At 67.3% G+C, this 25,338-nt stretch carries 30 protein-coding genes; 7 read left to right on the plus strand and 23 right to left on the minus strand.

Translation table 11 applies throughout. The annotated features are described in order from the left end of the window. Positions 1 to 167 precede the first annotated feature (167 nt). Entirely contained in the window at positions 168 to 1,541 is a 1,374-nt protein-coding gene (locus E5CHR_RS25565; protein WP_162583902.1) for a tetratricopeptide repeat protein, read from the plus strand. Continuing rightward, complete coding sequence (locus tag E5CHR_RS25570) at positions 1,531 to 2,157, plus strand: LysE family translocator (protein WP_162582422.1); 627 nt, start codon at positions 1,531 to 1,533, stop codon at positions 2,155 to 2,157. The genes E5CHR_RS25565 and E5CHR_RS25570 overlap by 11 nt, the downstream gene beginning before the upstream one ends. Before the next feature lie 6 nt (positions 2,158 to 2,163). Here the strand turns inward: E5CHR_RS25570 and E5CHR_RS25575 are convergent, their stop codons facing one another. Both E5CHR_RS25575 and E5CHR_RS25580 read right to left on the minus strand, forming a co-directional pair. Further along, a complete protein-coding gene (locus tag E5CHR_RS25575) occupies positions 2,164 to 2,526 on the minus strand; it encodes an SPW repeat protein (RefSeq protein ID WP_162582423.1) in 363 nt (120 codons plus the stop codon). A gap of 90 nt (positions 2,527 to 2,616) precedes the next feature. Next, a complete protein-coding gene (locus E5CHR_RS25580; RefSeq protein WP_162582424.1) occupies positions 2,617 to 3,288 on the minus strand; it encodes a histidine phosphatase family protein in 672 nt (223 codons plus the stop codon). An 11-nt stretch (positions 3,289 to 3,299) separates the two neighbouring features. Here E5CHR_RS25580 and E5CHR_RS25585 point away from each other — a divergent pair, with 11 nt between their 5' ends. Further along, positions 3,300 to 4,070: an alpha/beta fold hydrolase gene (locus tag E5CHR_RS25585; RefSeq protein WP_269474091.1), complete on the plus strand. Its 771-nt coding sequence runs from the start codon at positions 3,300 to 3,302 to the stop codon at positions 4,068 to 4,070. 46 nt (positions 4,071 to 4,116) lie between these two features. Here the strand turns inward: E5CHR_RS25585 and pcp are convergent, their stop codons facing one another. The 8 genes from pcp to E5CHR_RS25625 form a co-directional block, all read right to left on the minus strand. Further along, positions 4,117 to 4,770, minus strand: coding sequence for a pyroglutamyl-peptidase I (pcp, locus tag E5CHR_RS25590; protein ID WP_162582426.1), 654 nt, complete (start codon positions 4,768 to 4,770; stop codon positions 4,117 to 4,119). 15 nt (positions 4,771 to 4,785) lie between these two features. Further along, complete coding sequence (gene pxpA, locus E5CHR_RS25595) at positions 4,786 to 5,526, minus strand: 5-oxoprolinase subunit PxpA (RefSeq protein WP_162582427.1); 741 nt, start codon at positions 5,524 to 5,526, stop codon at positions 4,786 to 4,788. Next, complete coding sequence (locus E5CHR_RS25600; protein ID WP_162582428.1) at positions 5,516 to 6,559, minus strand: biotin-dependent carboxyltransferase family protein; 1,044 nt, start codon at positions 6,557 to 6,559, stop codon at positions 5,516 to 5,518. The genes pxpA and E5CHR_RS25600 overlap by 11 nt, the downstream gene beginning before the upstream one ends. Beyond that, on the minus strand, positions 6,556 to 7,212 hold the full coding sequence (gene pxpB, locus E5CHR_RS25605) for a 5-oxoprolinase subunit PxpB (protein WP_162582429.1): 657 nt from the start codon (positions 7,210 to 7,212) through the stop codon (positions 6,556 to 6,558). The genes E5CHR_RS25600 and pxpB overlap by 4 nt, the downstream gene beginning before the upstream one ends. Further along, positions 7,209 to 7,724 carry a pantetheine-phosphate adenylyltransferase gene (gene coaD / locus E5CHR_RS25610; protein ID WP_162582430.1) on the minus strand — a complete coding sequence of 172 codons (516 nt, stop codon included), beginning with the start codon at positions 7,722 to 7,724 and terminating at the stop codon, positions 7,209 to 7,211. The genes pxpB and coaD overlap by 4 nt, the downstream gene beginning before the upstream one ends. A 43-nt stretch (positions 7,725 to 7,767) precedes the next feature. Next, entirely contained in the window at positions 7,768 to 8,421 is a 654-nt protein-coding gene (locus E5CHR_RS25615) for an RsmD family RNA methyltransferase (RefSeq protein WP_162582431.1), read from the minus strand. A 120-nt stretch (positions 8,422 to 8,541) separates the two neighbouring features. Continuing rightward, complete coding sequence (locus E5CHR_RS25620) at positions 8,542 to 9,966, minus strand: M16 family metallopeptidase (RefSeq protein WP_162582432.1); 1,425 nt, start codon at positions 9,964 to 9,966, stop codon at positions 8,542 to 8,544. A 19-nt stretch (positions 9,967 to 9,985) separates the two neighbouring features. Then, positions 9,986 to 11,452, minus strand: a complete 1,467-nt coding sequence (locus tag E5CHR_RS25625) for a M16 family metallopeptidase (RefSeq protein WP_162582433.1) — start codon at positions 11,450 to 11,452, stop codon at positions 9,986 to 9,988. 29 nt (positions 11,453 to 11,481) lie between these two features. On the opposite strand from E5CHR_RS25625, the gene ftsY reads away from it, so the two are divergent. From ftsY to rpoH, 3 genes are all read left to right on the plus strand, one after another. After that, positions 11,482 to 12,651, plus strand: a complete 1,170-nt coding sequence (ftsY, locus tag E5CHR_RS25630) for a signal recognition particle-docking protein FtsY (RefSeq protein ID WP_162582434.1) — start codon at positions 11,482 to 11,484, stop codon at positions 12,649 to 12,651. A gap of 61 nt (positions 12,652 to 12,712) precedes the next feature. Next, entirely contained in the window at positions 12,713 to 13,174 is a 462-nt protein-coding gene (locus E5CHR_RS25635) for an Mpo1 family 2-hydroxy fatty acid dioxygenase (RefSeq protein WP_162582435.1), read from the plus strand. Positions 13,175 to 13,336: 162 nt separating this feature from the next. Further along, positions 13,337 to 14,272: an RNA polymerase sigma factor RpoH gene (gene rpoH / locus E5CHR_RS25640; protein ID WP_162582436.1), complete on the plus strand. Its 936-nt coding sequence runs from the start codon at positions 13,337 to 13,339 to the stop codon at positions 14,270 to 14,272. A gap of 105 nt (positions 14,273 to 14,377) precedes the next feature. Here rpoH and E5CHR_RS25645 read toward each other — a convergent pair whose 3' ends face one another. From E5CHR_RS25645 to E5CHR_RS25665, 5 genes are read right to left on the minus strand one after another with little or no spacing between them, the layout of a single operon-like run. Further along, positions 14,378 to 14,986: an SCO family protein gene (locus E5CHR_RS25645; protein ID WP_174255744.1), complete on the minus strand. Its 609-nt coding sequence runs from the start codon at positions 14,984 to 14,986 to the stop codon at positions 14,378 to 14,380. A gap of 8 nt (positions 14,987 to 14,994) precedes the next feature. Then, positions 14,995 to 15,900: a heme o synthase gene (gene cyoE / locus E5CHR_RS25650; RefSeq protein ID WP_162582438.1), complete on the minus strand. Its 906-nt coding sequence runs from the start codon at positions 15,898 to 15,900 to the stop codon at positions 14,995 to 14,997. After that, the gene (locus E5CHR_RS25655) at positions 15,897 to 17,090 is read right to left on the minus strand and encodes a COX15/CtaA family protein (protein ID WP_162582439.1); all 1,194 of its coding nucleotides are present in this window, start codon (positions 17,088 to 17,090) and stop codon (positions 15,897 to 15,899) included. Before E5CHR_RS25655 ends, cyoE begins: the two co-directional genes overlap by 4 nt. 23 nt (positions 17,091 to 17,113) lie before the next feature. After that, entirely contained in the window at positions 17,114 to 17,839 is a 726-nt protein-coding gene (locus E5CHR_RS25660; RefSeq protein ID WP_174255745.1) for a hypothetical protein, read from the minus strand. Beyond that, positions 17,778 to 18,554, minus strand: coding sequence for an SURF1 family protein (locus E5CHR_RS25665; RefSeq protein WP_162583903.1), 777 nt, complete (start codon positions 18,552 to 18,554; stop codon positions 17,778 to 17,780). The genes E5CHR_RS25660 and E5CHR_RS25665 overlap by 62 nt, the downstream gene beginning before the upstream one ends. Positions 18,555 to 18,605: 51 nt before the next feature. On the opposite strand from E5CHR_RS25665, the gene E5CHR_RS25670 reads away from it, so the two are divergent. Continuing rightward, the gene (locus E5CHR_RS25670) at positions 18,606 to 18,827 is read left to right on the plus strand and encodes a twin transmembrane helix small protein (RefSeq protein WP_174255746.1); all 222 of its coding nucleotides are present in this window, start codon (positions 18,606 to 18,608) and stop codon (positions 18,825 to 18,827) included. Positions 18,828 to 18,898: 71 nt separating this feature from the next. Here E5CHR_RS25670 and E5CHR_RS25675 read toward each other — a convergent pair whose 3' ends face one another. The 8 genes from E5CHR_RS25675 to E5CHR_RS25705 all read right to left on the minus strand — a co-directional run bounded on the left by E5CHR_RS25675 (position 18,899) and on the right by E5CHR_RS25705 (position 25,332). Beyond that, positions 18,899 to 19,780: a cytochrome c oxidase subunit 3 gene (locus E5CHR_RS25675; RefSeq protein ID WP_162582441.1), complete on the minus strand. Its 882-nt coding sequence runs from the start codon at positions 19,778 to 19,780 to the stop codon at positions 18,899 to 18,901. A gap of 53 nt (positions 19,781 to 19,833) precedes the next feature. Then, a complete protein-coding gene (locus E5CHR_RS25680; RefSeq protein WP_162582442.1) occupies positions 19,834 to 20,049 on the minus strand; it encodes a DUF2970 domain-containing protein in 216 nt (71 codons plus the stop codon). After that, positions 20,046 to 20,678: a cytochrome c oxidase assembly protein gene (locus E5CHR_RS25685; RefSeq protein ID WP_162582443.1), complete on the minus strand. Its 633-nt coding sequence runs from the start codon at positions 20,676 to 20,678 to the stop codon at positions 20,046 to 20,048. The genes E5CHR_RS25680 and E5CHR_RS25685 overlap by 4 nt, the downstream gene beginning before the upstream one ends. 7 nt (positions 20,679 to 20,685) lie before the next feature. Further along, positions 20,686 to 20,799: a cytochrome oxidase small assembly protein gene (locus tag E5CHR_RS31880; RefSeq protein ID WP_232062193.1), complete on the minus strand. Its 114-nt coding sequence runs from the start codon at positions 20,797 to 20,799 to the stop codon at positions 20,686 to 20,688. Between the two features lie 12 nt (positions 20,800 to 20,811). Further along, complete coding sequence (gene ctaD, locus E5CHR_RS25690; RefSeq protein WP_162582444.1) at positions 20,812 to 22,449, minus strand: cytochrome c oxidase subunit I; 1,638 nt, start codon at positions 22,447 to 22,449, stop codon at positions 20,812 to 20,814. Positions 22,450 to 22,500: 51 nt separating this feature from the next. Further along, a complete protein-coding gene (gene coxB, locus E5CHR_RS25695; protein WP_162582445.1) occupies positions 22,501 to 23,679 on the minus strand; it encodes a cytochrome c oxidase subunit II in 1,179 nt (392 codons plus the stop codon). Between the two features lie 62 nt (positions 23,680 to 23,741). After that, the gene (locus E5CHR_RS25700; RefSeq protein ID WP_162582446.1) at positions 23,742 to 24,218 is read right to left on the minus strand and encodes a DUF2244 domain-containing protein; all 477 of its coding nucleotides are present in this window, start codon (positions 24,216 to 24,218) and stop codon (positions 23,742 to 23,744) included. Between the two features lie 199 nt (positions 24,219 to 24,417). Beyond that, positions 24,418 to 25,332 (minus strand): biotin synthase, encoded by a 915-nt coding sequence (locus tag E5CHR_RS25705; RefSeq protein WP_162582447.1) that lies wholly within the window; start codon positions 25,330 to 25,332, stop codon positions 24,418 to 24,420. Between the last annotated feature and the right edge of the window lie 6 nt (positions 25,333 to 25,338).

The following is a 25,338-nucleotide window of genomic DNA, read 5'->3' on the forward strand; positions in this document are numbered from 1 at the left end:
ACGCAGTGCGATGGCCGGGCCTTGCGAGAAGCCGGCCGGCCATGTTTCCTTCGATATGCAGCAGGAATGTCTTTTTCATGGGTGATCGTAGCGCGCCGATGTCAGACGCGGCCGGAGGCTCGAGCGGCTCGCACGACAAGGAGCAGGCCCTGGGTAAAAATGCCCCCATGCAAGACAGCCTGGGCAACCCCATCACCCTGACCGACCCCGCCAGCCTGCGCGCGATCAACGACTTCGTCGAGGGTTTCATCGCCTGCGAGGCGCGCGCGGCCGGGGTGCTGGCGGCGGCGCAGGACGACAACCCTCTCGTGCAGGCCTACTGCGCGACGCTGCACCTGTTCGCCGAGTCGCGCGATGCGGTCCCGAATGCGCGCCCCTTTCTCGAACGTGCGCGGGCCGGCGCCTCCCGCGCCAGCCCGCGCGAGCAGCGCTACATCGCGGCCGTGTCGGCCTGGGCCGACGGCGACATCCTGCGGGCCATCGCCCTGCACCACGAGCAGGCCCGCGAGCACCCGCGCGACCTGGCCTCGCTCAAGCTGGGGCAGTACCACTGCTTCAACATCGGCGACTGCCCCGGCATGCTGCGGCTCGCGCTGGCAGGCCTGCCAGCCGCGGCCGACGTGCCCTACCTGCACGGCATGGCCGCCTTCGGCTACGAGCAATGCCACTTCATGCGCGAAGCCGAAGCCAGCGCACGCCGCGCGATCGCGATGGAGCGCAAGGAGCCGTGGGCCCACCATGCGCTCGGGCATGTCATGCTGACCGAGGGCCGGCTTGCCGAGGGCCTCGACTTCATGCGGGGCGTGAGCGACAGCTGGGTCGACCTCAACTCCTTCATGGTCACCCACAACTGGTGGCATGTGGCGCTGTTCCTGATCGACCTGCGCCGCGACGCGGAGGCGCTCGCCGTTTATGACGAGCAGGTGTGGGGCGTGGCCAAGGACTACTCGCAGGACCAGATCGGCGCCGTGTCGCTGCTCGCGCGCCTCGAACTCGCGGGCATCGACGTCGGCGATCGGTGGCAGGCGCTGGCCGGCTACCTGGCGCAGCGGCTCGACGACCATGTGCTGCCTTTCCTTGACCTGCAGTATCTCTACGGGCTGGCGCGCGCCGGCCGTCCCGAGGCCGAGCGCCTGTTGCACAACATCGAGTCCTTCGCGCCGCAGGCCGCGCCTTCGACCCGGGCCAGCTGGCAGCGCGTGGCAATACCCGCCGCCCGCGGCCTCCTGGCCCATGCGCGGGGCGATGCTGCCGGCGCCGTCGAAGGGCTGGGCCTGGCGCTGCCGCGCCTGGCCGAAATCGGCGGCAGCCACGCGCAGCGCGATCTGTTCGAGCAGCTGTACCTCGATGCCCTGATCGCCACCGGGACCGAAGCGACCCTGGCGAGCGCGCAAGGTCTTCTGCAGCAGCGGGTCAACGCCCAGCCGGAATCGCGGCGCCTGCGGCGCCAGGCCGACGAGGTCTGCGCGTCGCTGGGACTGCCGCAGCCTCTGCGGAGCGCCACAAGCCAATCATCCAAGGAGACCCCGCATGTCAATTGAAATCTGGCTTGCCTTCGTGGCCGCATCGGCGGTGCTGCTGATCATCCCCGGCCCGACCATCCTCACCGTCATCAGCTACTCGATGGCGCACGGCCGGCGTGCCAACGTGCCGCTGGTCGCCGCCGTGGCACTGGGCGACTCGACCGCGTTGCTGGTGTCCTTGCTCGGGCTCGGCGCACTGCTCGCGGCATCCGCCTTCCTGTTCACGGCGGTGAAGTGGGTCGGCGGCCTGTACCTGCTGTATCTCGGCATCAAGCTGCTGCGGGCTGGCGTGTCCTCCGCCGAGCTGGCGGCGCCGGCCGCACCGCGCTCGCGGTGGCGGCTGTTCGCCAATACCTGGCTGGTAACGGCCCTCAATCCCAAGGGCATCGTGTTCTTCGTGGCCTTCCTCCCGCAGTTCATCCAGCCGGGCGCGGACGCCTCCCGCCAGCTCTGGATCCTGGCCCTGACCTTCGTGGCGATGGCAACGCTCAATGCAACGCTCTACGCCGTGTTCGCGGCCACGGCGCGCCGCCTCCTGAGCTCGCCGCGCGCGCAGCGGCGCTTCCACCTGGCGGGCGGCTCGCTGCTCTCGGCCGCCGGTGTCTGGGCGCTTCTGGCCAGGCGTCCGGCCTAGCCGTACTCAGTGCGCCGCGCGGTGCCACCAGCGGCTGTATTCCTCGTCGGTCAGCAGAGTCCAGGCCGCGAGCACCAGCACCACCAGGCCCGTGAGGACCGCGGTCAGCATGGCGTCGGCGTTTCCGTTGAAGCGCAGCACCCACGGGGACGCCATCAGCCACAGGCCGAGGGCCGCCTCGGTCCATTCCTCCCAGGCGCGGGGAAGCAGCATGGCGCCGAGCGCGGCGGCGATCAGCGCAACACCGACGATCACCGCGTTCGGCATCGCGGCCGGCTCGGCGTCGTAGCCCAGGATCCAGGGCGAAAGAAGCATCCAGGCACCCAGTGCTCCGTTCACCGGGTCTTGCCAATGTCTCAGTTGGAACATGGTCGTACCTCCTGCCGGCCGGAACGCCGGTCCTCATTTGAGCCTTGAAGCGGCTCAGGGTTCCAGGCCGCCTTCAGAGCGCCATGCGGCTTACGACTTGCCCAGGTGCCGCCGCTGGTCGTAGTTGGGCTGCGCCGGCATGCCATCGAGATGCGCGGTATCGGCCCAGTCCACGATCTCGATCAGTGCGGGGCGGCTGGCGTCGGCGATGCGAATGCGGTTGAAGCCTGCATTGGGAATCGCGCTCTGGCGTGGGCCGTTGAGGCCCAGCTCCTTCGCGGTCCGCCAGACCATGTCGAGCACGCCGCCGTGCGTGACCACCATCACGGTCTGTCGCTTGTACGAGGCAGCAATACGGCCGAATGCGTCGATGACGCGCGCATGGAATTCGCGTGGCGATTCGCCCCCGGGCATGCGGTGGTCCTCGCTGAACTTGAGCCAATCCTCCCAGGCGCGCGGGTGCAGGTGCTGGATCTCGTCCGCGCGCATGCCTTCGACAACGCCGAAGCTCTGCTCGCGCAACTCGACCGAGGTGACGATCTCTAGGCCAAGCTGCTGCGCCGCCGGCGCCGCCGTCTGCTGGGCACGCAAAAGATCACTGCTGACCAGGTGCTGTACCGACTCATGCGCGACTCGCAGGCCGAGACGGCGTGCCTGCTCGTGGCCGGTGTCGTTGAGGGGAACGTCGATGTGGCCCTGGAAGCGCAGCTCGCGATTCCAATCGGTCTCGCCGTGGCGGATCAGGATGAGGTCTGTGGACATGGAATGAAGCTATTGTCCTCGCAACACATGGCGGCGGCGACACGAGGTGGACGGCGTGGATGGCCGAGAATCGGCGCATGTCCTGCCTTGTCCTCTTGCCCGGCCTCGCCTGCGACGAGCGCCTCTGGGAAGCCCAGCTGCGCGCCCTGCCCGCCGGCATCGACGTCCGCGTCAGCGACGCCCACATGCGCCATCCCAGCATCGAAGCCATGGCCGAGGCCGTGCTGCGCGAGCAGGAAGGCCCCCTGGTCCTCTGCGGCGCCTCGATGGGCGGCATGATCGCGATGGAGGCTGCGCGCCAGGCGCCGGAGCGCATCATCGGCCTCGCGCTGCTGGGCACCAACCCTCGGCCCGAGACCCCCGAGATGTACGAGCTGCGCGGCTCGGCGATCGAGCTCTTCGAGCAGGGCGAGGCCCGCGACGTGATCCAGTTCAATGCGGCCTTCGCCTTCCATCCCGAGCAGGCCGGCGATGCGGCGCTGGTACGGCGCTATGTGGAACTCGTCCTCGATGCCGGCGCCCAGCAGCTCATTCGCCAGAACCGTGCGCTGATGACGCGGCCCGACCAGCGTCCATCGCTCCCGTCGCTGCGCTGCCCGGTGCTCGTGATCTGCGGCGATGCCGATCGCCTGACGCCGCCCGAATGCTCGAAGGAGATCGCACAGCTGGTCCCGCAGGCCGAGCTCGTGTGGATCGAGAACTGCGGCCACATGCTGACCATGGAGAAGCCGGTCGAGGTCAATGCCGCGCTGATGCCGTGGCTGCGGCGCCTTGCGGCCTAGGACGGCGGGCACGCGAGCTCGGCATCACCGCCGACGAATTCAAGTCCTAGCTCAGCTGGCCGCCAGTCTCGCGGACGTCCTGGCGCACCGTAAGCGCGGTCGCCACGGCGATGCGCAGCGCGGCGATCACGGTGTCGAGTGCCATGCTCGGCGCCCCGGGAAAGCGCGCGGCCTGCTCAGGCAGGTAGGGAATGTGGATGAATCCGCCGCGCACGCCCGTTGCGAGCGGCCGAGTCGAGAGGCGATGCATGAGTCCGAAGAAGAGGTGATTGCAGACGAAGGTGCCGGCGCTGTTCGACACCGCGGCCGGGATGCCCGCTGCGCGCAAGTCGCGCACCATCGCCTTGATCGGCAGCGTCGAGAAGTAGGCCGCCGGCGCGCCCGCCACCACGGGCATGTCGATGGGCTGGCAGCCTGCGTTGTCGCAGATGCGGCCGTCGTCGACATTGATCGCCACGCGCTCGGGCGTGATCTCGGCGCGCCCGCCGGCCTGGCCGACACCGATCACCAGTTGCGGCTGCAGCTCGCCGATGGCCGCATCGAGCTCCTGCAGCGCGACGCCGAAGACACAGGAGATGCGGCGCGCTTGCACCGTCGCGCCTGCGCAGCGCCAGCCCTGGAGTGCGCGCACTGCTTCCCACGAGGGATTCAACGCATCCTGGTCGAAGGGCTCGAAGCCCGTCAGCAGCACGTTTGCCACGGGTCAGCCAGACGCTCAGGCGGTCGCGGCGACCGTGATGCCTTCGCTCTCGAGGCGCTCGCGGATGCGGCGCGCAAAGGCCAGCGCATGCGCGCCGTCGCCATGCAGGCACACGGTCTGGGCGTTGACGCTGACCACCGAACCGTCGATCGCGGTCACGCGGCGATCCCGAACCAGCGACAGCGTCTGGGCCAGCGACTGCTCTTCGTCCTCGATCAGGGCGCCGGGCCGGCTGCGCGGCACCAGGCTGCCATCGGGCATGTAGCCGCGGTCTGCGAACACTTCCTCGACCGGCTGCAGGCCCGCGCGTCGGGCGGCGCCGATCATGCCGCTGCCGGCGAGGCCGAAGAAGCGCAGGCCGGGGTCGAAGCGCCTCACGGCCTCGCACAAGGCGTCGGCCAGCGCCGGGTCCTTCACGGCCTGGTTGTAGAGCGCGCCGTGCGCCTTGACATGCGCCAGCGTGCCGCCTTCGGCCTTGACGATGGCCGCCAGTGCACCGACCTGGTAGAGCACGCCGGAGACGATCTCCTCGGGCGGCAGGTGCATCTCGCTGCGGCCGAAGTTCTCGCGGTCCGGGAAGCTGGGGTGGGCACCGATGGCAGCGCCGTTGTCCAGCGCCCAGCGCACGCATTGGCGCATGGTTGTTGCGTCACCTGCGTGCCAGCCACACGCGATGTTGGCCGAGCTCACGAGCTTGAGCAGCGCCTCGTCGTTGTCGCAGCCTTCGCCGAGGTCGGCATTGAGGTCAATCCGCATGGTGGCTATCTCCTTCCGCCGGATTTTGCGCCGGCACCGGCCACCCCGCAGCGGCCAGGGCTTGCCCGATCTGCGCGAGGTAGCGCCGCTGCCCGGCCCAGGCCTGCAAGGCCGCAACGGCGTCCACCTGCACAAGGCGCAGGCGACCGTTGAGCGGCGCCCGAGCAAGCTTCCAGAGGTCGGCGCGGATCACGACGCCGATGCGCGGATAGCCGCCGGTGGTCTGGGCATCGCCCATCAGGATGATCGGCTGGCCCGACGGTGGCACCTGGATCGTGCCGGGGATCACGGCGGAGGACAGCATGTCCGCGCTGCGCTTGCGCTTGAGCTCGGGGCCCTCGAGCCGGTTGCCCATGCGGTTGCTCTGCGGCGTGATGCGCCAGGATGCACCCCAGAGCTGCTCGCGTGCAGCGACGGTGAACTGCTCGAACTCCGGGCCGGGCATCACACGCAGGACGACGGCACCGTCCACGTCCTGCTCCCACGCGGGCGCGCGCAGGCCGAACGCGCGGCGCTCCAGCCGGGCGGCGTCGAGGTTGGACTCGCCGAGCGGCAGGCGGTCGCCCTTTTTCAGCGCGCGCCCCAGATGGCCGCCGAAGCCGGCCTTGAGGTCGGTGCTGCGCGAGCCGATCACCGGCGGCACGTCGATGCCGCCGGCCACGGCGAGCCAGCTTCGCAGACCCGCCTTCGCGCTCCATTCGTTGGCGGGCCCGAGCCGAAGCACCTGGCCCGCCTGCACCGGGACGCTCCAGCAGGGCGACAGCGGCGCGCCGTCCAGGCGTGCGCCGAAGTCGTCACCCGTCAGCGCGATGCGGGTTGGGCTGTCGAAGCGGATTTCGCAGCCGCCCAGCGTGAGCTCGAGGCCGGCCGCGCCGTCGCTGTTGCCCACCAGCCGATTGGCCACCGCAAGCCCCAGCGCGTCGAGGGCCCCGCCTGGACAGATGCCCTGCTGCCGGTGCCCGTGGCGGCCGAGGTCCTGCACCGAGGCCAGCAGGCCGGGGCGCAGTACCGTGAGCGCACCCGCGGCACTCACAATTCGGCGCTTTCAACGACAAAGCGCACCCGGTCGCCGGGGCGCAGCAGCGTGGGCTCGGCGGCACGCGGATCGAAGAGCTCCAGCGAGGTGCGGCCGATCAGCTGCCAGCCGCCGGGCGAGACCAGCGGATAGATGCCGGTCTGCGCGCCGCCGATGCCGACCGAGCGGGCCGGCACCGCCACCCGCGGCTCGGCACGGCGCGGGGTCGCCAGTTCCGGCGGCAAACCGCCCATGAAAGCGAAGCCGGGCAGGAAGCCGAGCAGGTAGACCACGTAGTCGGCGCCGCTGTGGCGCCGCACCACCTCCGCCGGCGACAGGCCGCTGTGGGCCGCCACATCAGCCAGGTCGGGCCCGGCCTCGCCGCCATAGGCCACCGGAATGCGGATCTCGCGCCCTTCGATTGGCGCATCCGCCAGGTGCGGCCAGGCCGACAGCACCTGCATCTCGAGCTCGGCCGCATCGATTTCTTCGGGATCGAAAAGAAGGCTCAGGTTGTTCATGCCGGGCAGCACTTCGTGCACGCCACGCCATTGCAGCGCCTCTTTCGCGAGCGCCCAGATCTGTTGCTGCTGCGCCAGCGTCGCGGGCGCCGGCAGTTCGCACAGCAAGGCCGCGTCGCCCAGCGCATGCAGGCGCGGCCGGTGCGTCATTCGCGGCTTGTGGCAGGCCCTTGGCTTCGGACTTTGGCCATCAGGTTGTTCTGCACGTTGGGCGAGACGAACTTGTCGACCTCGCCCCCGAGCACGGCGATCTCGCGCACGAAAGTGCTGGAGATGAACTGGTACTTGTCGCTGGGCGTGAGGAACACGGTCTCGACTTCGGGCATCAGCGAGCGGTTCATGCCGGCAAGCTGGAACTCATAGTCGAAGTCGGTCACGGCGCGCAGGCCGCGCACCATGGCCTTGCCGCCGCGGGCCACGACGAAGTCACGCAACAGGCCCGCAAAGCTTTCCACCGAGACCTGGTCGCTGAAAGGCGCGACCGCGTCGCGCGCCATGTCGATGCGCTCCTGCAACGTGAAAAGCGTTTTCTTGTGATGCCCTGCCGCCACCGCGACGATCACCTTGGAGAAGAGCTGAGTCGCCCGGCGCACCACGTCTTCGTGGCCGAGCGTCATCGGGTCGAAAGTGCCGGGGTATACCGCGATCACGTTGCTGGACATGGTTGCTTCCTCCTGTGCAGCCGATGCGGCCGAATCCGGCGGATTATGCAGCGGTGTCAGGCGCAAGCATCAACAGATGCGCATGCACTGCGCCGGCCTTGAGATATCGGAACACGCCGAGACCCAGGGTTGCGAATTCTTCATCGGGCCAGCGACTCGCCGCTTCGAGGTAGACCACGCCTCCAGGCCGCAGAGCGCGCGCGGCGGCGCGCAACGCGGGCGCGTAGAGCGCCGTATTCTCGAAGGGTGGGTCGAGGAACACCGCATGCAGACTGCCCGGTGCGACTCGCTCGAGCGCCGTGACGCCGTTGCCGCGCTCGATGCGCACGCCATCGGCTTTCAGCCTTGCTTTCAATGCCTGCAATTGCGCGACCAGTGCTGCGTCCTGCTCGCACAGCAGCACGGAGGCTGCGCCCCGGGAAGCCGCCTCGAAGCCGAGCGCACCGGTACCCGCGAAGGCATCGATGCAGTGCCAGCCCGGGAGCTCTCCGCCGCTGGCGCCGGCAAGACTGGCGAGCCAGTTGAAGAGGGTCTCGCGCACGCGGTCGGGCGTGGGGCGCAGGCCGGGCTTGTCGGCCACGGCCAGGCGCGTGCGTTTCCATCGGCCGCCGATGATGCGGACTTCGTTGCGCAGCGCAGCAGAAGGCCTCGGGGCCGGCTTCGCGCCGCCGCCGCGGGACGGCGTCCGCTTATTCATCGCGGCCGACGTACTGCATCCCGGTTCCATGCATCTCGCCGTCCACCCCATCCATCGTCATCTCGCCGCTCCTTGTTGCTCCGTCAGGCGAGGATGGTATCCAAGCGGCAGCCACGGGCTTCAAGGCTTTCCGCCGACCACCACCGTGACCATGCGATCAGGCTGCAGCTTGCGCTCGAAGGCGGCCTTGACGTCGGCTGCGGTGACCGCGTTCACGCGCGCGGTCCAGGTCTCGAGATAGTCGAGCGGCAAGTCGTTCCACGCAATGTTGGCCACATTCCCGAGCAGCTTGCGGTTGCTGTCGAGCAGCAGCGGGAAGCCGCCGATCAGGTTGTCCTTGGCGGCCTTGAGCTCGGCCGCGGTCGGACCTTCGGCGACGAACCTGGCGAGCACCTCGCGTGAGACCTTCACGGCTTCGTCGGCCTGGTCGGGCCGGGTCTGGAAACCGATGCGGAAGGCGCCCGCGTGCAGGCCCGGCGAGAAGGTGCTGTAGACGCTGTAGGCCAGGCCGCGCTTCTCGCGCACCTGCTCGGTCAGGCGGGAAACGAAGCCGCCGCCGCCGAGGATGTAGTTGCCGACGGTGAGCGCGAAATGGTCCGGGTCGCGGCGTGGGTAGCCGGGCTGACCGATCCAGACATGGGCCTGCGCCGAGTCGAAGAGCAGGCGCTCGTCCTTCGCGGCAGCAAGCGGCGCCACCTCGGCCACCGGCGGCAACGCGACGCAGCCGCCCGCAGACGTTGGCAGGCGCGACAGCAGCGTGCTCGCGATCGTCTCCGCCTGCGCGCGGGTGACCGCGCCGACAATGCTGAGCTTGGCGCGGCAGGGCTGGATCAGTTGCTCGTACCGCTGGCGCATCGCAGCCGTGTCGATGCGTGCCAGCGTGGCTTCGGTCGTGTCCAGTCCATACGGATGGTCTCCGTACACGTCTCGCGAAAAGGTGCGCGCCGCGAGCGTCGCGGGCTTGGTGTTGGCTTCGCGGATCGAGGCGTTCAGGCGCTCGCGTTCGCGCTGCCACACGTCATCGGGAAAGGCCGGCTCGCCGATCTCGCGCGCCGCGAGTTGCACCGCCTTGGCCAGCAGCGCCGGCTCGGACAGTGTGCGCAACGAGAAGCTCATGCGGTCGGAACTGGCACTGGCGTCGAAGTCGGCGCCGAGATCGGCCCATGCCTCGCCCAGCGCGTTCTGGTCCATCGCCGGTTCATAGGCCCCCTCGCTCGGCACCGGCGTGTCCTCGCTGCCCCCCGAGAGGGCTGTCCCGCCTTGGGGCGCCGCGGCGACGGGACGCCCACTCGCACGAATGCCTTTTTCGACCATGCCGGCCGTCACGCCGGCCAGCCCGGACTGCGCTGGTGGATCGCGCCGGCTGCCGGCATCGAAATCGATCTGCACGTCGACGATGGGCAGGGCGTCGGTCGCAGCGAGGTAGACCTTGGCGCCGCTGGGCAGCGTCCAATGCTCGATGGGCACGGCCGCATGCGCTGCAGCGCCGCTCAGCAACAGGCACGCCAGGCACAGGAGGGTTCGGGTGTTTTTCAAGCTCGGCATGGTGGGGCGCTCCGGGTCTTCAACGCAGGTCGCCCGCAGGCGCCGCGAAGCCGCGGGCGCGGCGTTGGGGATCGGGCGGCAGCGGCCGCAGGGTGGCAATGGTCAGCTCGTCGTCGCCGAAATACTTGGCCGCCACGGCCTGCACCTCTTCGGCTGTCACCTTCTGCAGGCGCGCGATGATGCGCGCGCTGGCGTCGAGCGGCAGGCCCTGCACCCAGTGGCTGCCGAGCTCGCGCGCCTGCGCCATTACCGAGTCGAGCTTGTAGGTCTCGCTGGCCGTCCACTGGGTCTTGACGCGCGCCAGCTCCGCAGCGCCGATGCCCTCGCGGGCGATCTTCGCCACCTGCTCCCGCAGCGCGGCCTCGACCGCTTCCGGCGTCTTGCCGGCGGCAGGCACGCCATCGAGCGCGAAGATCTGCGGTCCGCGGCCGACGAAGCCCGCGTACGCGCCGGCGGAGTCAGCCACGCGGCCCGGCCCCTGCGTGAGCGCCCGGTCGAGCCGGGCGCCGGGATAGCCGTCGAGCACGGCTGAGAGCACCGTGAGCGCATAGGCATCGCTGGCGCCATCGAATTGGTCGGTGGCCGGGATCTGCGGCGCGCGGAAAGCCAGTGAGACATAGGCCTGCTCGGCCGGCGCCTTGAAGTCGAGGCGCCGGATGCCACGCTGCGGCGGCTCGATGCGCGGCTTGCGTTCGGGTACGGCGCGGCTCGGGATTCGGCCGTAGTATTTTTCGGCCAGGGCGCGCACCCGCTCCACATCGACATCGCCCGCCACCACGACCGCCGCGTTGGCAGGCACGTACCAGCGCTGGAAGAAAGCGCGTGCGTCGGCCGGCGTCATGGCGTCGAGGTCGCTCATCCAGCCGACGATCGGACGGTGGTAGGGCGAGGCGATGAAGATGGCGGCGTTCTGCTGTTCGCCAAGCAGGGCGCGCGGCTGGTCGTCGGTGCGCAGGCGGCGTTCTTCCTTGACGACCTCGATCTCGCGCTTGAATTCTTCGTCCGCCCACTGGTTGTTGGCGAAGCGGTCGGACTCCAGCACCATCACCTGCTCCAGCTTGTCGGCCGGGATCTGCTGGTAGTAGCCGGTGTAGTCGCGCGTGGTGAAGGCGTTCTCGCGCCCACCCAAGGCGGCCACCCGGCGCGAGAACTCGCCGGGCTTCAACGTCCTGGTGCCCTTGAACATCATGTGTTCGAGCACGTGCGCCACGCCGGAGGTGCCGTCGACCTCGTCGAAGGAGCCGACCCTCACCCACAGCATCTGCACCGCGGTCGGGGCGCGCCGGTCGGGCTTGACGATCAGGGTCATGCCGTTGGAGAGGGTGAATTGGCGGGCCTGAACCGGCTGGATGGCGGCGGCGGGCGTGGAAGCGGGGACGGCGTCCGGCGGGGATGTCTGCGCCAGGGCGGCCCCGGCCCAGGGCGCCATCAGCACCGAGGCCAGCACCGCACCAGACGCAGCGCGGCGTGGCGAGGGGTGTTTCATAGAATGGGTCGGATTGTAAAAACGCCCCGATGTTCAGCTTCTTCAAAAAAAAGCCGGCCCCTGACAGCTCCGCGCCGGCGCCGGCACCTGCCGAGACGCCCGCCGAGCCGCCGGCGCCCGCCAGGTCGGTGTTCTCGCCGTCCAGCTGGTTCGGCACCAAGCCGGCCGAGGCGCCGCCGGCGGAGGCCCTTCCTCCGGCCACGCCCGAAGCGCCCGAGCCGCTCCCTCCCGCTCCCATCCCTATTCCCGAGGCAAGCACGCCAGCGCCACCGGCGGCGCCCGTGGAAGCCCCGCCTCCCGAGCGCAGTGGCTGGCTCAGCAAACTCAAGACGGGTTTGCGCAAGACCGGCAACAGCATCACCGCCGCCTTCGTCAACGCCCAGATCGACGACGCCCTCTACGAGGAGCTCGAAGAGGCCTTGCTGATGGCCGACACGGGCGTGAAGGCCACGGAATACCTGCTGGACGACCTGCGCCGGCGCGTGCGCAGCGCCATGGCGACCGACGCCTCTCAGGTCAAGCTGCTGCTGGCCGAGGCAATCGCCGATCTGCTGCGCCCCCTCGAAAAGGACCTGGTGATCGGCGAGCACACCCCTACCGTGGTCATGGTGGCGGGAGTCAACGGCGCGGGCAAGACCACCTCGATCGGCAAACTGACCAAGCACCTGTCCAACGAGGGCGCCTCGGTGCTGCTGGCGGCGGCCGACACCTTCCGCGCTGCGGCGCGCGAGCAACTGCTGGTCTGGGCCGACCGAAACACCGTGGAGATCGTGAGCCAGGAAGGCGGCGATCCCGCCGCCGTGAGCTTCGACGCGGTCAACGCCGGCAAGGCACGTGGCAAGGACGTGGTGCTGGTCGATACGGCCGGCCGTCTGCCGACCCAGCTGCACCTGATGGACGAGCTCAAGAAGATCAAGCGCGTGGTCGCCCGGGCCGACGCCACGGCGCCGCACGAGGTGCTGCTCGTGATCGACGGCAACACGGGTCAGAACGCCCTGGCCCAGGTGCGGGCCTTCGACGAAGCGCTGGGCCTGACAGGACTGGTCATCACCAAGCTGGATGGCACGGCGAAGGGCGGCGTGCTGTGCGCGATCGCCCGCGAGCGGCCGGTTCCGGTGTATTTCATCGGCGTTGGCGAGAAGCTGGAAGACCTGGAGACGTTCAAGGCACGGGAGTTCGCCCAGGCCCTGATGGGCTAGCGCCGGCCGGGTCGCTTCTGGCATCATGCGCGAGGGCCGCAGAGCCCGCCAGGAGACCGCCATGGACAGCGCCGCGCCCCCGCTGCAGGACACCGACCGCAAGGTCGACCGGCTGCTCGCCCACTACGGCGAGAGCCACCGGAACCCGACCAACGAGGCGATCCACATGGTTGCCATCCCGGCCATCATGCTGAGCATCGGCGGTCTGCTCTACGCCCTCCATCCCTGGGTGGCGTACGCCTTCGTGGGCGCCAGTGCGGTCTATTACCTGATGCTGCGCTCCGGAAGCTTCCTGATCGGCATGGGAATCTGCATCGTGCTGGCGCTGGCCGCGGTGCATGCGATGGGGGACCTTGTGCTTCCGATTTCAGCCACCATCTTCGTCGTGGCCTGGGTCTTCCAGTTCATCGGCCACAAGATCGAGGGCAAAAAGCCCTCCTTCTTCGAAGATCTCCAGTACCTGTGGGTTGGACCGCTCTTCGTGCTGTCCCGGTTGTTTTTGCGCCTGGGCATCCGCTGGTGACGGGCTGAATCCTGGAGCGTCGAGTCGGCGCCGTCCTATTTCATAGGCCCACAACGCAGATAGGTTGTAACTATCTCCCCGATTGAAACTCCGGGGGAACCCTTAGGCTTAGCACTCTCTCCAACCGAGTGCTAATATGCCCCGAATGAAGGAGTTTGCCCAATGACAGTCATGTCCGGAGCCCCCGCCAACCAGCTCGCCGTCGCCAATCCATGGTCGATGGTGCCTTCGCTGGGTAACCTGGACGCCTACATTTCCGCAGCCAACCGGCTCCCCCTGCTGACGCAGGAAGAAGAGCAGCGCTATGCGCGCCGGCTGCGCGACCATAACGACCTCGAAGCCGCCGGCGCGCTGGTGCTCTCGCACCTGCGCCTCGTGATCTCGATTTCCCGGCAGTACCTGGGTTACGGATTGCCACATGGCGACCTGATCCAGGAAGGCAATGTCGGCCTCATGAAGGCCGTCAAGCGCTTCGACCCTGACCAGGGCGTGCGCCTGGTCAGCTACGCCATGCACTGGATCAAGGCCGAGATCCACGAGTACATCCTGAAGAACTGGCGCATGGTCAAGGTCGCCACGACCAAGGCCCAGCGCAAGCTGTTCTTCAACCTGCGCTCGATGAAGCAAGGTTTCAAGGCCGGCTCTGCGGACGGCGACACCCACCGCGACACGCTGAGCGCGGACGAAGTCTCCCAGATGGCGACCCGGCTGAACGTCAAGCCCGAGGAAGTGCTCGAGATGGAAACGCGCATGTCCGGAGGCGATGTGTTGCTCGACCCGAGTCCCTCGGATGACGGCGACGACGGCTTCGGTCCCATTGCCTACCTGGCTGATGCCTCGCAGGAGCCCACGGCACAGATCGAATCCCGTCAGCGCGACCGGCTGTCGACCGACGGTATCTCGACCGCCCTGGCGACGCTCGACGATCGCAGCCGCCGCATCGTGGAAGAGCGCTGGCTCAAGGTCAACGACGACGGCTCGGGCGGAATGACGCTGCATGACCTCGCCGCGGTGTACGGGGTGAGCGCCGAGCGGATTCGTCAGATCGAGTCGGCGGCCATGAAGAAGATGAAGAAGGCGCTGGCGGAATTCGCCTGAGCCTCGCCTCGATGGCATTCATGAAGCCCGGCACCGCCCGGGCTTTTTTTTTGTGGCTCGCCCGCCCAACGCTCGGCCGATGCGCAGCGCGCCTGGGCCCGCGCGTCAACCGGCCTTCAGCAGGGCCTTGATGTCCGAAACCATGGCCGGCACCCCGGCGCCGTAGCGGGCGTACAGCCGCAGGCGGCCCTCGGTGTCGTAGATGAAGCTGGCGGCAGAGTGGTCCATCGAATAGCTGGTCGGCGTCTTGCCTTCGACCTTCTTGTAGTAGACCTTGTAGTCCTTCCCGAGCGCAGCCAGCTGCTCCGGTGTTGGAATCAGCGCGACGAAACCCGGATCGAAGGCTTCCATGTACGCCTTCATCACAGCGGGCGTATCGCGCTCTGGATCCACGGTGACGAACAGGACCTGCAGCTTGTCGCCGTCGCTGCCCAGTTGCTGCTTGACTTGCGCCATCTCGCTCATGGTGGTCGGGCAGACATCCGGACACTGCGCATAGCCGAAGAACATGACGACGACCTTGCCCTTGAAGTCGGCCAGCGTGCGCTGCTTGCCGTCGGCGTCAGTGAGCGTGAAGCCCTTGGCATAGTCGGCGCCGGTGATGTCCACCGCATTGAAGCTGGGCTTCTTTTCCGAGCACGCAGCGAGGCCAGTGCCCGCAAACGCCGCCAGCCCCGTCCAGGCCATCAGGCGAAGTGCGTGGCGCTTGTTCATGGATTCATTCATCGCAGGTAGTGGTCGATCAGCAGTGCCGCAAAGAGTACGCTCAGGTGGATCAGCGAGAAGCGGAAAGTCTTGCGCGCCAGCGTGTCCGAGTAGCTGCGCCAGAGCGCGAACGCGTAGCCGGTGAAGCCGATACTCACGGCTATCGCTACCGCCAGGTAGAGCCAGCCGCTCATGCCATAGATGAAGGGCATGAGACAGGCGGCGAACAGGATGAAGGTGTAGAGCAGCACCTGCAGCCGCGTGAACTCGTTGCCGTGCGTCACCGGAAGCATCGGCAGGCCGGCCTTGCGGTAGTCCTCCACGCGGTAGAGGGCCAGCGCCCAGAAATGCGGGGGGGTCCACAGGAAAATAATGAGGAAGAGGATCAGCGCCTCGGGGCTCACCTCGCCTGTCATCGCGGCCCAGCCCAGCACTGGCGGCATGGCGCCGGAAGCGCCGCCGATCACGATGTTCTGTGGAGTGAGCGGCTTGAGGATCACGGTGTAGATCACCGCATAACCCACGAAGGTCGCGAAGGTCAGCCACATGGTGAGCGGATTTACCGCGAACCACAGCAGCGCCGAGCCGGCCGCGCACAGCGCCCCCGAGAACAGCAGTGCCTGCCGGTCGCTCAGTTCGCCGCGCGCCGTGGGCCGCCAGGCGGTGCGCTTCATCTTGGCGTCGATGCCCTTCTCGACCAAACAGTTGAATGCGGCGGCGGCCCCCGCAACCAGCCAGATGCCCATGCAAGCCACCACGATGCGCCGCAGGTCGGTAAAGGTGGGAGCGCCCGGCACCGCCAACACCATGCCGATCAGCGCGCAGAACACGATCAGCTGCACCACGCGCGGCTTCGTCAGCGCATAGAACTGGCGCAGGACGCTGGCCGCGCTGTGGCTGTGGATCGAGGCCGGCGTACTCATTGGATGACCTCCGCGCCGCGAACCGCGGTGCCCCGCGCCTTCGCAGCGGCAGCTATCGTGTTCGGGGCGCGTCGGCTCTCGCACAAGGCCCAGGTCAGTACCACGGCCAGCGCCGCGGCGCCGCCGGTATGCAGCACGGCGGCGACCAGCGGCCAGCCCAGGAGCACATTGCCGAGGCCGGTGGCAAGCTGCAGCAGCGCCAGGCCGGCCAGCCATCTGGCTTGCGCGCGCAGCGGCGCGGTCCCGCGCAGCTGCCACACGAGCAGACCGATCGCGGCAAAGACCAGGTACGCCATAAGGCGATGCACGTAATGAATGGCCGTCAGCGCCGCGAAATCGATGGGTGCCCCGTCGGCGCCCTCCCCCAGCGATCGCCAGATGTGAAAGCCCTGGGCAAAGTTCATCGGCGGCCACCAATTGCCCTGGCATGTGGGAAATTCGGCGCAGGCCAGGACGGCGTAGTTGGTGCTGACCCAGCCTCCCAGCGCGATCTGCAGCAGCAGCAAGGCGCCAACCACGATCAGCAAAGTGCGCAATGCCCAGGGAATGGGGGTGGGCTGCCGCTCGGCCGCTGCCTGCCGGTACCGCACGGCCTGAATGCAGAGCAGCGCCAGCAGCACGATGGCGCCAAGCAGGTGCAGTGTGACGATGGCGGGATACAGCTTCCAGGTCACCGTCAGCGCGCCGAATGCGCCCTGCAGGCAGACCCAGACCAGCGTGGCAGCGGGCCACCAGGCGCTCAGCGGGCGTTCGCGAGCCTGTTCCGACCGCCGGTTTCGTCGCGCCACCCAGGTGGTCACGGCCAGCACGAGGATCAGGAAGCCGACGCCGGTGGCGAGGTAGCGATGCACCATCTCCACCCACGCCTTGCCGTGCGTCACCGGGCCGGTGGGCTGCGCCGCTTGCGCCATCGCGATATCGTGGCGCGCTCCAACGGGGCTGGCGTTCCCGTAGCAGCCGGGCCAGTCGGGGCAGCCCAGGCCGGAATCGGTCAGGCGCGTGAAGGCGCCGAACAGGGTGAGGTCGAAGGTCAGGAACAGCGTGAGCACCGTCAGCATGTGCAAGCGGCGGGCGGTTCCGTGGCCGGCGCCGCGACGCCAGACCCAGATCAGCGGGCCGAGCGCGAGCAACACGCCGACAGCCAGGAGCCAGGCGACCGGCTTGAGGTCGTAGAGCGAGTTCGTGTCCATGCTGTGCGTGCCGGGCGGCGCCTTTAGCGGCCCGCCTCGTCCCAGGACGCCGAGGCGCGCAAGAGCCGCTCGAGGTCGCGCTTGGCGCGGCTTGCGCCGGCGGTATCCATGCGGGCGGGGAAGCGCATCATCCAGTTGCCCATGGGATCGATGACAAAGAAGTGCTCCGCCAATGTGTGGCCGGGCGCGGGCGCCAGCCACTGCGCCAGCTGCGCTGCCGGCACGCGCAGCACGGTCGCGCCATGCAGGCCTTCGTCCAGGCGCACGGGTATCGGCGCCGCGTCGCTCACCAGCCAGACGCGATCGAGCCGGTCCTTTTCGCGGCCAAGACTTTCGCGCAGCTGGCGCTGCAGGTAGAGCTGCTGCTCGCACAACGCGTCGCAGCCCGCATCGGCCACCGTGACCAGCAACCACTGGCCTTTCAGGGTGGACAGACGCACCGGCGTCCCCTGGGGGCTCGTGGCGGTCAGCTCGGGCATGGTGCGCTGCGGGTCGATCAGCTCGCCATACACACGCCGCCCTTCAGGCCGGATCACGTAGTAAGTGAAGTAGGAAGCGATCACCGGTGCCGCGCAGCACAGCATGACCAGGATCATTTTCCAGCGACCGTAGACGGTGCGCCGGCCCTCGACGCCATCGAGTGCCTGCCGCGGCGAGGGCATCGAATGCACCGTCAGCCCGAGCGGTTCATCGGCCATGGCGGAGGCGGCGTGCGCTGCGGTAGGGGGCGATGAGTTGAAACCAGACATAGAGGATGACGACGAGGGCGGCGAGCCCGAACCACTGGAACGCATAGCCGTAGTGCTTTTCGATGCCCAGCGCCGGGACCGGCCAGGCTCGCTGCAATCCCTCGGAGGCCGGGCCGGTCTGCAGCAGCGATACATCGGTCCGCAAAGGCAGCCCGGTTTGCTCGCGGAACGCTTCGAGATCGAGATTCTGCCGGATGGGCGAAGACCCCGGTGCCGCGGCGGGCGGCAGCGCTTCCTTGCCCAGCTCGAGCAGGTGGGCCGGCGGCGGCGCGACCCGGGCCACCAGATCGACCAGCCCGCTCGGCGTCTCGATGGGGGCGAGTTGCGTGCGGTCGTTGAAATTGCGCTGCACCCAGCCGCGCTGCACCAGCACCGTCTGATTGCTGTCCTCGATGGCAAACGGTGTCAGCACATAGAAACCGGGGAGGCCATGCATCTGGCGGTTGTCCAGGTACACCGTGTGTGGTGCGAGCCACAGGCCGCGCAGGCGTACCGGCCGGTGCATGGCGGAAGTCGCTGGATCGAGCGCGAGAAATTCGTTCTGCCCAAGCGGCGGCAGTGTCTTGCGCGCCTCCATTTCGGCCTGCAGCGCCTCCTTCTGCGCGGCGCGCGACAGCTGCCACCGGCCCAGCGACACCGTCGCCGCGAGCATGATCAAGGCCGCCAGGGTGACCAGCCAGAAACGCCCGGTGCCCGACGGCCGCGCGGTGGGCATCGTTCCTTCGTTCACCCCGCGGGGGGGCCGCTGCGGCCGATAATCGAGATCATGAAATACCTTGTCGCCCTGGCCTTCATCGGCATCCTGTCGAGCCTCGGTGTCGCGCTGTTCTTCATGCTGAGGGACGGTCGAGAGGGCCGGGCCAAGAGCGGAGGAATGGTGCGTGCGCTCACCGTTCGGATCGGGCTGTCGGTGGTTTTGTTCCTGTGCCTGCTGCTGGCCTGGAAGCTCGGCTACATCCAGCCGGGAGGGCTGCCCGTCGGCAAGTAGGTCGTGCTCGTTCCACAACCCCCATGAAAAAAGCGCCTTACGGCGCTTTCCTTTTGTGCCGTCCTGCAAGCTCAAAGCCAGTAGACCAGGAAGTACAGGCCGAGCCACACCACGTCGACGAAGTGCCAGTACCAAGCCGCACCCTCGAAGCCGAAGTGGCGTTCCGGCGTGAAATGGCCGGCGCGCAGGCGCAAGGTGATGAACAGCAGCATCAGCATGCCGATGAACACGTGCAAGCCGTGGAAACCGGTCAGCATGAAGAAGGTGGAACCGTAGGCGCCGGAGCTGAGCTTGAGGTTCAGTTCGGTGTAGAGGTGGTGATATTCGTATCCCTGCACGCCGAGGAAGATGGCGCCGAGCAGCACGGTCATCCACATGAAGCGGATCGCCTGGGCGCGATGGCTCGCCCGCAGCGCGTGATGGGCAATGGTCAAGGTGACGCCAGAGCTCAGCAGCAGTGCAGTATTGATCGTCGGCAGCCAGAAGGGGCCGACAGTCTGGAAAGGCTCGACAGTGTCGGCCGGCGAGCCGGTGGCGCCTGCGGCGAGAGTCGGCCACACGGCCTTGAAATCGGGCCAGAGCAGCGCGTTGTCGAGACTGCCGAGCGTGGGCAGCGCGTGGGTGCGGGCCCACCAGAGCGCGGTAAAGAATGCGCCGAAGAACATCACCTCGGAGAAGATGAACCAGCTCATGCTCCAGCGGAAGGAGAGGTCCACCTTGTGGCCGTACTGGCCCCCCTCGCTCTCACCGATCGCGCGACGGAACCAGACGAAGAGCGTGGCCAGCCACAACACCATGCCTGCGAGCAGCGACCAGGCACCCCATTGATGGCCGTTGATCCACTGGGCAGCGCCGAAGATCACGAAGAGCAGGCCGATCGACGCCATCACGGGATACGGCGATGGCGAAGGCACGAAGTAATAGGGCGTGGCGCCGTGGGTGCTTGAACTCATATCAGGTCCTGGTCTCTTCTCTCTCGATTCAAATCTGTGGGGCACTTGCCCTGTCAGGGCGCGACGACAAACTTCACCAGCAGGATCAAGCCGATCACGAAGAGCACCGCCGCCACCAGCCCGACGGCCACGATGTGCAGCGGCGTGAGCTTGGCGATGTCTTCCTGGTAGTCGCTGTTCTTGCGAACGCCGAAGAAGCCCCAGGCCACCGCCTTGACGGTTCGCCAGAGGGAGCCTTTCCTGGGCGGGGGTACTTCGGCCATGATCATGAACGCGGCTCCGCGGCCGGCGCGGACGTAGCGGTATTGGCCGCGACGGGAGGGGGTGGCGTCTTGCCGCCCACCTCGAAGAAGGTGTAAGACAGCGTGATCGTCTTTACGTCCTTCGAGATCTTCGGGTCGATCACGAAGGCAACCGGCCACTGCTTCTTCTCGCCCGCATCGAGCGTGTACTGGTTGAAGCAGAAGCACTCGAGCTTGTTGAAGTAGGGAGCGGCCTGCTGCGGTGCGTAGCTGGGAATGGCCTGCGCGGCCATGCGCCGGTTCTGCACGTTCTGGAATTCGTACATCACCGTGTTGAGCTGACCCGGATGGACTTCCATCGAGCGCTGCGCCGGTTTGAAGTCCCAGAGGCCGCGCACGTTGGCATCGAACTCGACGGTGATGGTGCGGCTGGTGTCGACCTGTGTGTTGTCCGGAAGGCGCACGTTCTTGCCGCCGCTGGCGCCGCCCGGCACCTCGAGCTCGGAGAGCGCAAGGATGTTGATGCCGGTCATTTCGCAGATGGCGCGGTACAAAGGCACCAGCGCGTAGCCGAAGGCGAACATGCCAGCCGCCACGACGGCCAGCTTGCCGACCATGCGGACGTTTTCGCGACGGATGCGTTGACCGATGCCCATGTGCGACTCAGTGGCCGATCCAGACCATGCGGACGATGAAGCCGATGAAGAACAGCAGCGCGATGGAGGCCAGCGTGAGCCCCATGCGCCGGTTGTTCCTCTTTTGTTCGGGCGTCGCCACGGCACTCATCCTTTAGCCAATCACCTTGGTGGCAGTGGCATCCAACTTGGGCGGATTTTCGAAGGTGTGGAACGGCGCCGGCGACGGCACTTCCCACTCGAGGCCTTCTGCAGCTTCCCACGGCTTCTGCGAAGCCTTCTCGCCCTTGCCCTGCATGGCCGGCAGCACGACGAACAGGAAGAAATACACCTGCGCCAGACCGAACGCAAAGCCGCCCACACTGGCCACGGCATTGAAGTCGGCGAACTGCATCGGATAGTCGGCATAGCGACGCGGCATGCCGGCAAGACCCAGGAAGTGCATGGGGAAGAAGGTGATGTTGAACGAGATCAGCGACCACCAGAAATGGATCTTGCCGCGCGATTCGTTGTACATGACCCCGGTCCACTTCGGCACCCAGTAATAGAAGCCCGAAAACATCCCGAAAAGCGAGCCGGCCACCAGCACGTAGTGGAAGTGCGCGACAACGTAGTAGGTGTCTTGCAGCTGGGTGTCGATTGGCGCGATCGCCAGGATCAGGCCCGTGAAGCCCCCCATCGTGAACACGAAGATGAAGCCCACCGCGAAGAGCATCGGGGTCTCGAAGGTCATCGAGCCCTGCCACATGGTGGCGATCCAGTTGAAGATCTTCACCGCCGTCGGCACCGCGATCAGCATGGTCGCGTACATGAAGAAGAGCTGCCCCGTCACCGGCATGCCGGTGGTGAACATGTGGTGCGCCCACACGATGAAGGACAGGATGGCGATCGAGGAGGTCGCATACACCATCGAGGCGTAGCCGAACAGGCGCTTGCGCGAGAAAGCCGGCACGACCTGGCTGATGATCCCGAACGCAGGCAGGATCATGATGTACACCTCGGGGTGCCCGAAGAACCAGAAGATGTGCTGGTACATCACCGGGTCGCCGCCGCCGGCGGGGCTGAAGAAGCTGGTCCCGAAATGGCGGTCGGTCAGCGTCATGGTGATGGCGCCGGCGAGCACGGGCATGACCGCGATCAGCAGGTAGGCGGTGATGAGCCAGGTCCAGCAGAACATCGGCATCTTCATCAGCGTCATGCCAGGGGCACGCATGTTGAGGATGGTCACGATGATGTTGATCGAGCCCATGATGGACGAGGCGCCCATGATGTGCATCGCGAAGATGCCGGCGTCCATCGAGGGGCCCATCTGCAGCGTGAGCGGCGCGTAGAGCGTCCAGCCCGCGGCAGGTGCGCCACCGGGCATGAAGAACGAACCCACGAGCATCAGTGCCGCCGGGATCAGCAGCCAGAAGCTGAAGTTGTTCATCCGCGCGAAGGCCATGTCGGAGGCGCCGATCTGCAGCGGGATCATCCAGTTCGCGAAGCCGACGAACGCCGGCATGATGGCGCCGAACACCATGATCAGGCCGTGCATGGTGGTGAACTGGTTAAACAGCTCCGGGTTCACGACCTGCAGGCCAGGCTGGAACAGCTCTGCGCGGATGAGCAGCGCGAGCACGCCGCCCACCATCAGCATGGTGAAGGAGAACAGCAGGTACAGCGTCCCGATGTCCTTGTGATTGGTGGCGAACACCCAGCGGCGCCAACCGGTAGGCGCGGCGTGATGTTCGTCGTGGGCATGGTCGCCGTGGCCGTGTGCGTGGCCGTGGGGATCGATGACTGCGCTCATTGTGATAATCCTTGCAAACTCTTCGTCGTGGCGTCGTGAGGCAGCGCCGGCTTACTTGCCACGCTGCGCCAGCACTTCGGCCGGCTGCACCAGCTGGCCCGTCTTGTTCGACCAGCTGTTCTTGGTGAAGCTCACCACGGCTGCGATGTCGGTGTCGCTCAGCTGCTTCCAGGACGGCATGGCGCCGTTATTCTGTCCGTTCAGGACCACGTGGATCTGCTTGTTGTGGTCGGCGTCGAGCACGACTGCGGAGCCGTCCAGCGGCTTGATCGGGCCCGCGCCCTTGCCGTTGGCCTGGTGGCAGGCCGCGCAGTTGGCCGCATAGACTTTCTCGCCGCGCGCCAGGATCTCGGGGAGGGTCCAGACCTTGCCCGGATCGTCCTGCTTGGCCGCGGCCTCCTTGCGCTTGCCATCGACCCACGCGGTGTAGTCGCCCTTGGAAACCACCTTGACGTGGATCGGCATGTAGGCGTGCTCCTTGCCGCAGAGCTCCTGGCATTGGCCGTAGTAGTCGCCCACCTTCTCGGCGCGAAACCACGTGTCGCGCACGAAGCCGGGAATGGCATCTTGCTTGACGCCCAGCTGCGGCACGGCAAAGGCATGGATCACGTCATTTGCGGTGGTGATGATGCGCACCTTGGTGTCGACCGGCACCACCATGGGGTTGTCGACCTTCAGCAGGTAGTCGTCGGGCACGTCGCCCTTGGCACCGGCGTCCGACAACGCCCGGTGGGAGCTGTCCAGCGTGGAAATAAAGGCCAGCCCCTCGCCCTCGCCCTTGATGTAGTCATAGCCCCACTTCCACTGGTAGCCCGTGGTCTTGATCGTGAGGTCGGCGTTGGTGGTGTCCTTCTGGGCCACCAGGACCTTGGTGGCCGGCAGCGCCATCAGGATCACGATGATGAACGGCACGACGGTCCAGATCACCTCGACCACCACGGACTCATGGAAGTTGGCTGCCTTGTGGCCCACCGACTTGCGGTGCTTCCAGATCGAATAGAACATGACCGCGAAGACGGCGATGAAGATGACCGTGCACAGCACCAGCATCACGGTGTGCAGGAAGTGCTGCTCTTCCGCGATCTTGGTAACGCCCACCGGCAAGTTCAGCTGGCGCACCGACGGGCCGCCGGCAAGATCGTTCACTGCATGCGCGGCGCCGCCCCACATTGCGCCGGCCGCCAGCAGCAGATTCGCTGGCCACTTCTTCTTGCACCAATTGCTCTTCATCGTGTTCACTTCTTCAAATTTCAAGTAACCCACCGGTCCCCACGGCGCCAATGCGCACCCTTTCAGGCGCCACGCAATGCCATCCGGATCTCGCGCGCCAGCGCCGCGCGCAACTCCGGACGCACATAACGCCCCACCTTGACCGAACGACCCTGTCCCGAGACCTCGATCAGCGAGCGGTCGCTGAGCTGAGGTTCGACCCGCACCTGGTGCGGCAAGAATTCAGTGCGCTCATAGTGCCCGCCATTCTCGAGCTCAACCACGAGCCGGCCGCCCTGCAGCGCGATGCGCTCGCCGTCGGCGGCATGGCGCGCATAGAGCAGAAAAGCGAAGCCGACCGCACCCAGTTCGAGCCAGGCGAAGGGCAGCACCAGAGGCGCGCCATGCACCCAGAAGAGGGTTCCGATGCCCAGCGAGATCGCGCACAACGACGCGTAGAGCCAGCCGAGCTGGCTCGGCGTGACCGAGCAGTTGCGCTTCAGGAACCAGTGGATGTTCTGGCCTGAGACAGTGGCAAAACGAAACACGGAATTCGACACGGGCGAACGAGTTCAGCAAATCAGTGCGTCGATCGCCGTCAAACCCATGTTCGACAGGCCTCGATCACGGGACAATACCCGGAGGTCACGCAACAGCGGATTGTAGCGGGTGAACCGAAGGGACCCCGTTGCGCCGCCTCACCGGAGTACCCTTCGACTTCGACTGCGGTGCTGTCCGGCATTGCAGCGCCCTTTCAGCTCAGACACCGGGACGGCCGCGCTGAAGCATCGAACGCATCTCGCGCAGCGAAACCGCGCTCTCTGCCGCCAGCGCCACCCGCGGTGCCGGCTTGAAGGCATGGCCGTAGATGATCTCGAAGGTCAGGGCAATCCTCCCCGCTCCTTCCGCGGACAAAGCCCCCTCGGGCAGCGCACGGCGCAGCGCGCGATGCCAGGTTCGGCCCCGCAGCCCGGGAAAGCGCGCCCGATGAAGGTTGCGCCCCAGCGTGCGCAGTTCGGCCAACGCCGCCTCGGCGGTGGGCCAGGTGAGCACGATGCGCTCCATGTCCATCACGGGCTCCGCGAAACCGGCGTGAACCAGCATGTCACCCCAGTCATGCATGTCCGTGAAGTCGTGGCTTGCAGGCGGCCAGCCCTGGCGTTCGTGCAGCACGCGCAGCTCGCGCACGGTGTCGGGGCCGAAGCAGGAGAACATCAGGAAGCCGTCGGCCGCCACCAGGCGGTGCCAGCGAGCGATGAGAGCCTGCGGGTCGGCCGCCATGTGCAGCGCCATGTTGGCCCACAGCAGGTCGACCCCGTCCGTCGGCGGCGCGTCGAAGCTTGGCCGGGCGCCCTGCCAGCGCCTGGGGGTCCACCAGGGGGCAGCGAGCGCAGCCCGCGTGGGCGCCAGCAGCGCCGGCTCCGGCTCGATCACGAAGGCGGTGGCATCACGGTATCGGTGCGCGAGCAGCGCATGCGCCTCGAGCCCGCCGCGCAACGGGGACCAGTCGGCCCAATGGCGCGGCTGCGTCTTGATCCATTGCAACCGATCCTCCATGCGACGGCCGATCTCCTCGTGCAGCCAGGGCGAACCGCCGGCAGGCGCTAGGCGGCCCCAGCGAGCGGCGGCCACGGCATCGATGGTCGGCGGTCGCTGTGGGGGGGTTGTGTCCATCGGGCG

It is taken from the genome of Variovorax sp. PBS-H4 (genome assembly GCF_901827205.1).
Classification (GTDB): domain Bacteria; phylum Pseudomonadota; class Gammaproteobacteria; order Burkholderiales; family Burkholderiaceae_C; genus Variovorax.

Coding starts and splice junctions, on each gene's coding strand:
- E5CHR_RS25565 (WP_162583902.1), top strand. CDS start 168: ATGCAAGACAGCCTGGGCAACCCCATCACCCTGACCGACCCCGCCAGC.
- E5CHR_RS25570 (WP_162582422.1), top strand. CDS start 1,531: ATGTCAATTGAAATCTGGCTTGCCTTCGTGGCCGCATCGGCGGTGCTG.
- E5CHR_RS25575 (WP_162582423.1), bottom strand. CDS start 2,526: ATGTTCCAACTGAGACATTGGCAAGACCCGGTGAACGGAGCACTGGGT.
- E5CHR_RS25580 (WP_162582424.1), bottom strand. CDS start 3,288: ATGTCCACAGACCTCATCCTGATCCGCCACGGCGAGACCGATTGGAAT.
- pxpA (WP_162582427.1), bottom strand. CDS start 5,526: ATGCGGATTGACCTCAATGCCGACCTCGGCGAAGGCTGCGACAACGAC.
- pxpB (WP_162582429.1), bottom strand. CDS start 7,212: ATGACGCACCGGCCGCGCCTGCATGCGCTGGGCGACGCGGCCTTGCTG.
- coaD (WP_162582430.1), bottom strand. CDS start 7,724: ATGTCCAGCAACGTGATCGCGGTATACCCCGGCACTTTCGACCCGATG.
- E5CHR_RS25615 (WP_162582431.1), bottom strand. CDS start 8,421: ATGAATAAGCGGACGCCGTCCCGCGGCGGCGGCGCGAAGCCGGCCCCG.
- E5CHR_RS25620 (WP_162582432.1), bottom strand. CDS start 9,966: ATGCCGAGCTTGAAAAACACCCGAACCCTCCTGTGCCTGGCGTGCCTG.
- E5CHR_RS25625 (WP_162582433.1), bottom strand. CDS start 11,452: ATGAAACACCCCTCGCCACGCCGCGCTGCGTCTGGTGCGGTGCTGGCC.
- ftsY (WP_162582434.1), top strand. CDS start 11,482: ATGTTCAGCTTCTTCAAAAAAAAGCCGGCCCCTGACAGCTCCGCGCCG.
- E5CHR_RS25635 (WP_162582435.1), top strand. CDS start 12,713: ATGGACAGCGCCGCGCCCCCGCTGCAGGACACCGACCGCAAGGTCGAC.
- rpoH (WP_162582436.1), top strand. CDS start 13,337: ATGACAGTCATGTCCGGAGCCCCCGCCAACCAGCTCGCCGTCGCCAAT.
- E5CHR_RS25645 (WP_174255744.1), bottom strand. CDS start 14,986: ATGAACAAGCGCCACGCACTTCGCCTGATGGCCTGGACGGGGCTGGCG.
- cyoE (WP_162582438.1), bottom strand. CDS start 15,900: ATGAGTACGCCGGCCTCGATCCACAGCCACAGCGCGGCCAGCGTCCTG.
- E5CHR_RS25655 (WP_162582439.1), bottom strand. CDS start 17,090: ATGGACACGAACTCGCTCTACGACCTCAAGCCGGTCGCCTGGCTCCTG.
- E5CHR_RS25660 (WP_174255745.1), bottom strand. CDS start 17,839: ATGTCTGGTTTCAACTCATCGCCCCCTACCGCAGCGCACGCCGCCTCC.
- E5CHR_RS25665 (WP_162583903.1), bottom strand. CDS start 18,554: ATGCCCACCGCGCGGCCGTCGGGCACCGGGCGTTTCTGGCTGGTCACC.
- E5CHR_RS25670 (WP_174255746.1), top strand. CDS start 18,606: ATGAAATACCTTGTCGCCCTGGCCTTCATCGGCATCCTGTCGAGCCTC.
- E5CHR_RS25675 (WP_162582441.1), bottom strand. CDS start 19,780: ATGAGTTCAAGCACCCACGGCGCCACGCCCTATTACTTCGTGCCTTCG.
- E5CHR_RS25680 (WP_162582442.1), bottom strand. CDS start 20,049: ATGATCATGGCCGAAGTACCCCCGCCCAGGAAAGGCTCCCTCTGGCGA.
- E5CHR_RS25685 (WP_162582443.1), bottom strand. CDS start 20,678: ATGGGCATCGGTCAACGCATCCGTCGCGAAAACGTCCGCATGGTCGGC.
- ctaD (WP_162582444.1), bottom strand. CDS start 22,449: ATGAGCGCAGTCATCGATCCCCACGGCCACGCACACGGCCACGGCGAC.
- coxB (WP_162582445.1), bottom strand. CDS start 23,679: ATGAAGAGCAATTGGTGCAAGAAGAAGTGGCCAGCGAATCTGCTGCTG.
- E5CHR_RS25705 (WP_162582447.1), bottom strand. CDS start 25,332: ATGGACACAACCCCCCCACAGCGACCGCCGACCATCGATGCCGTGGCC.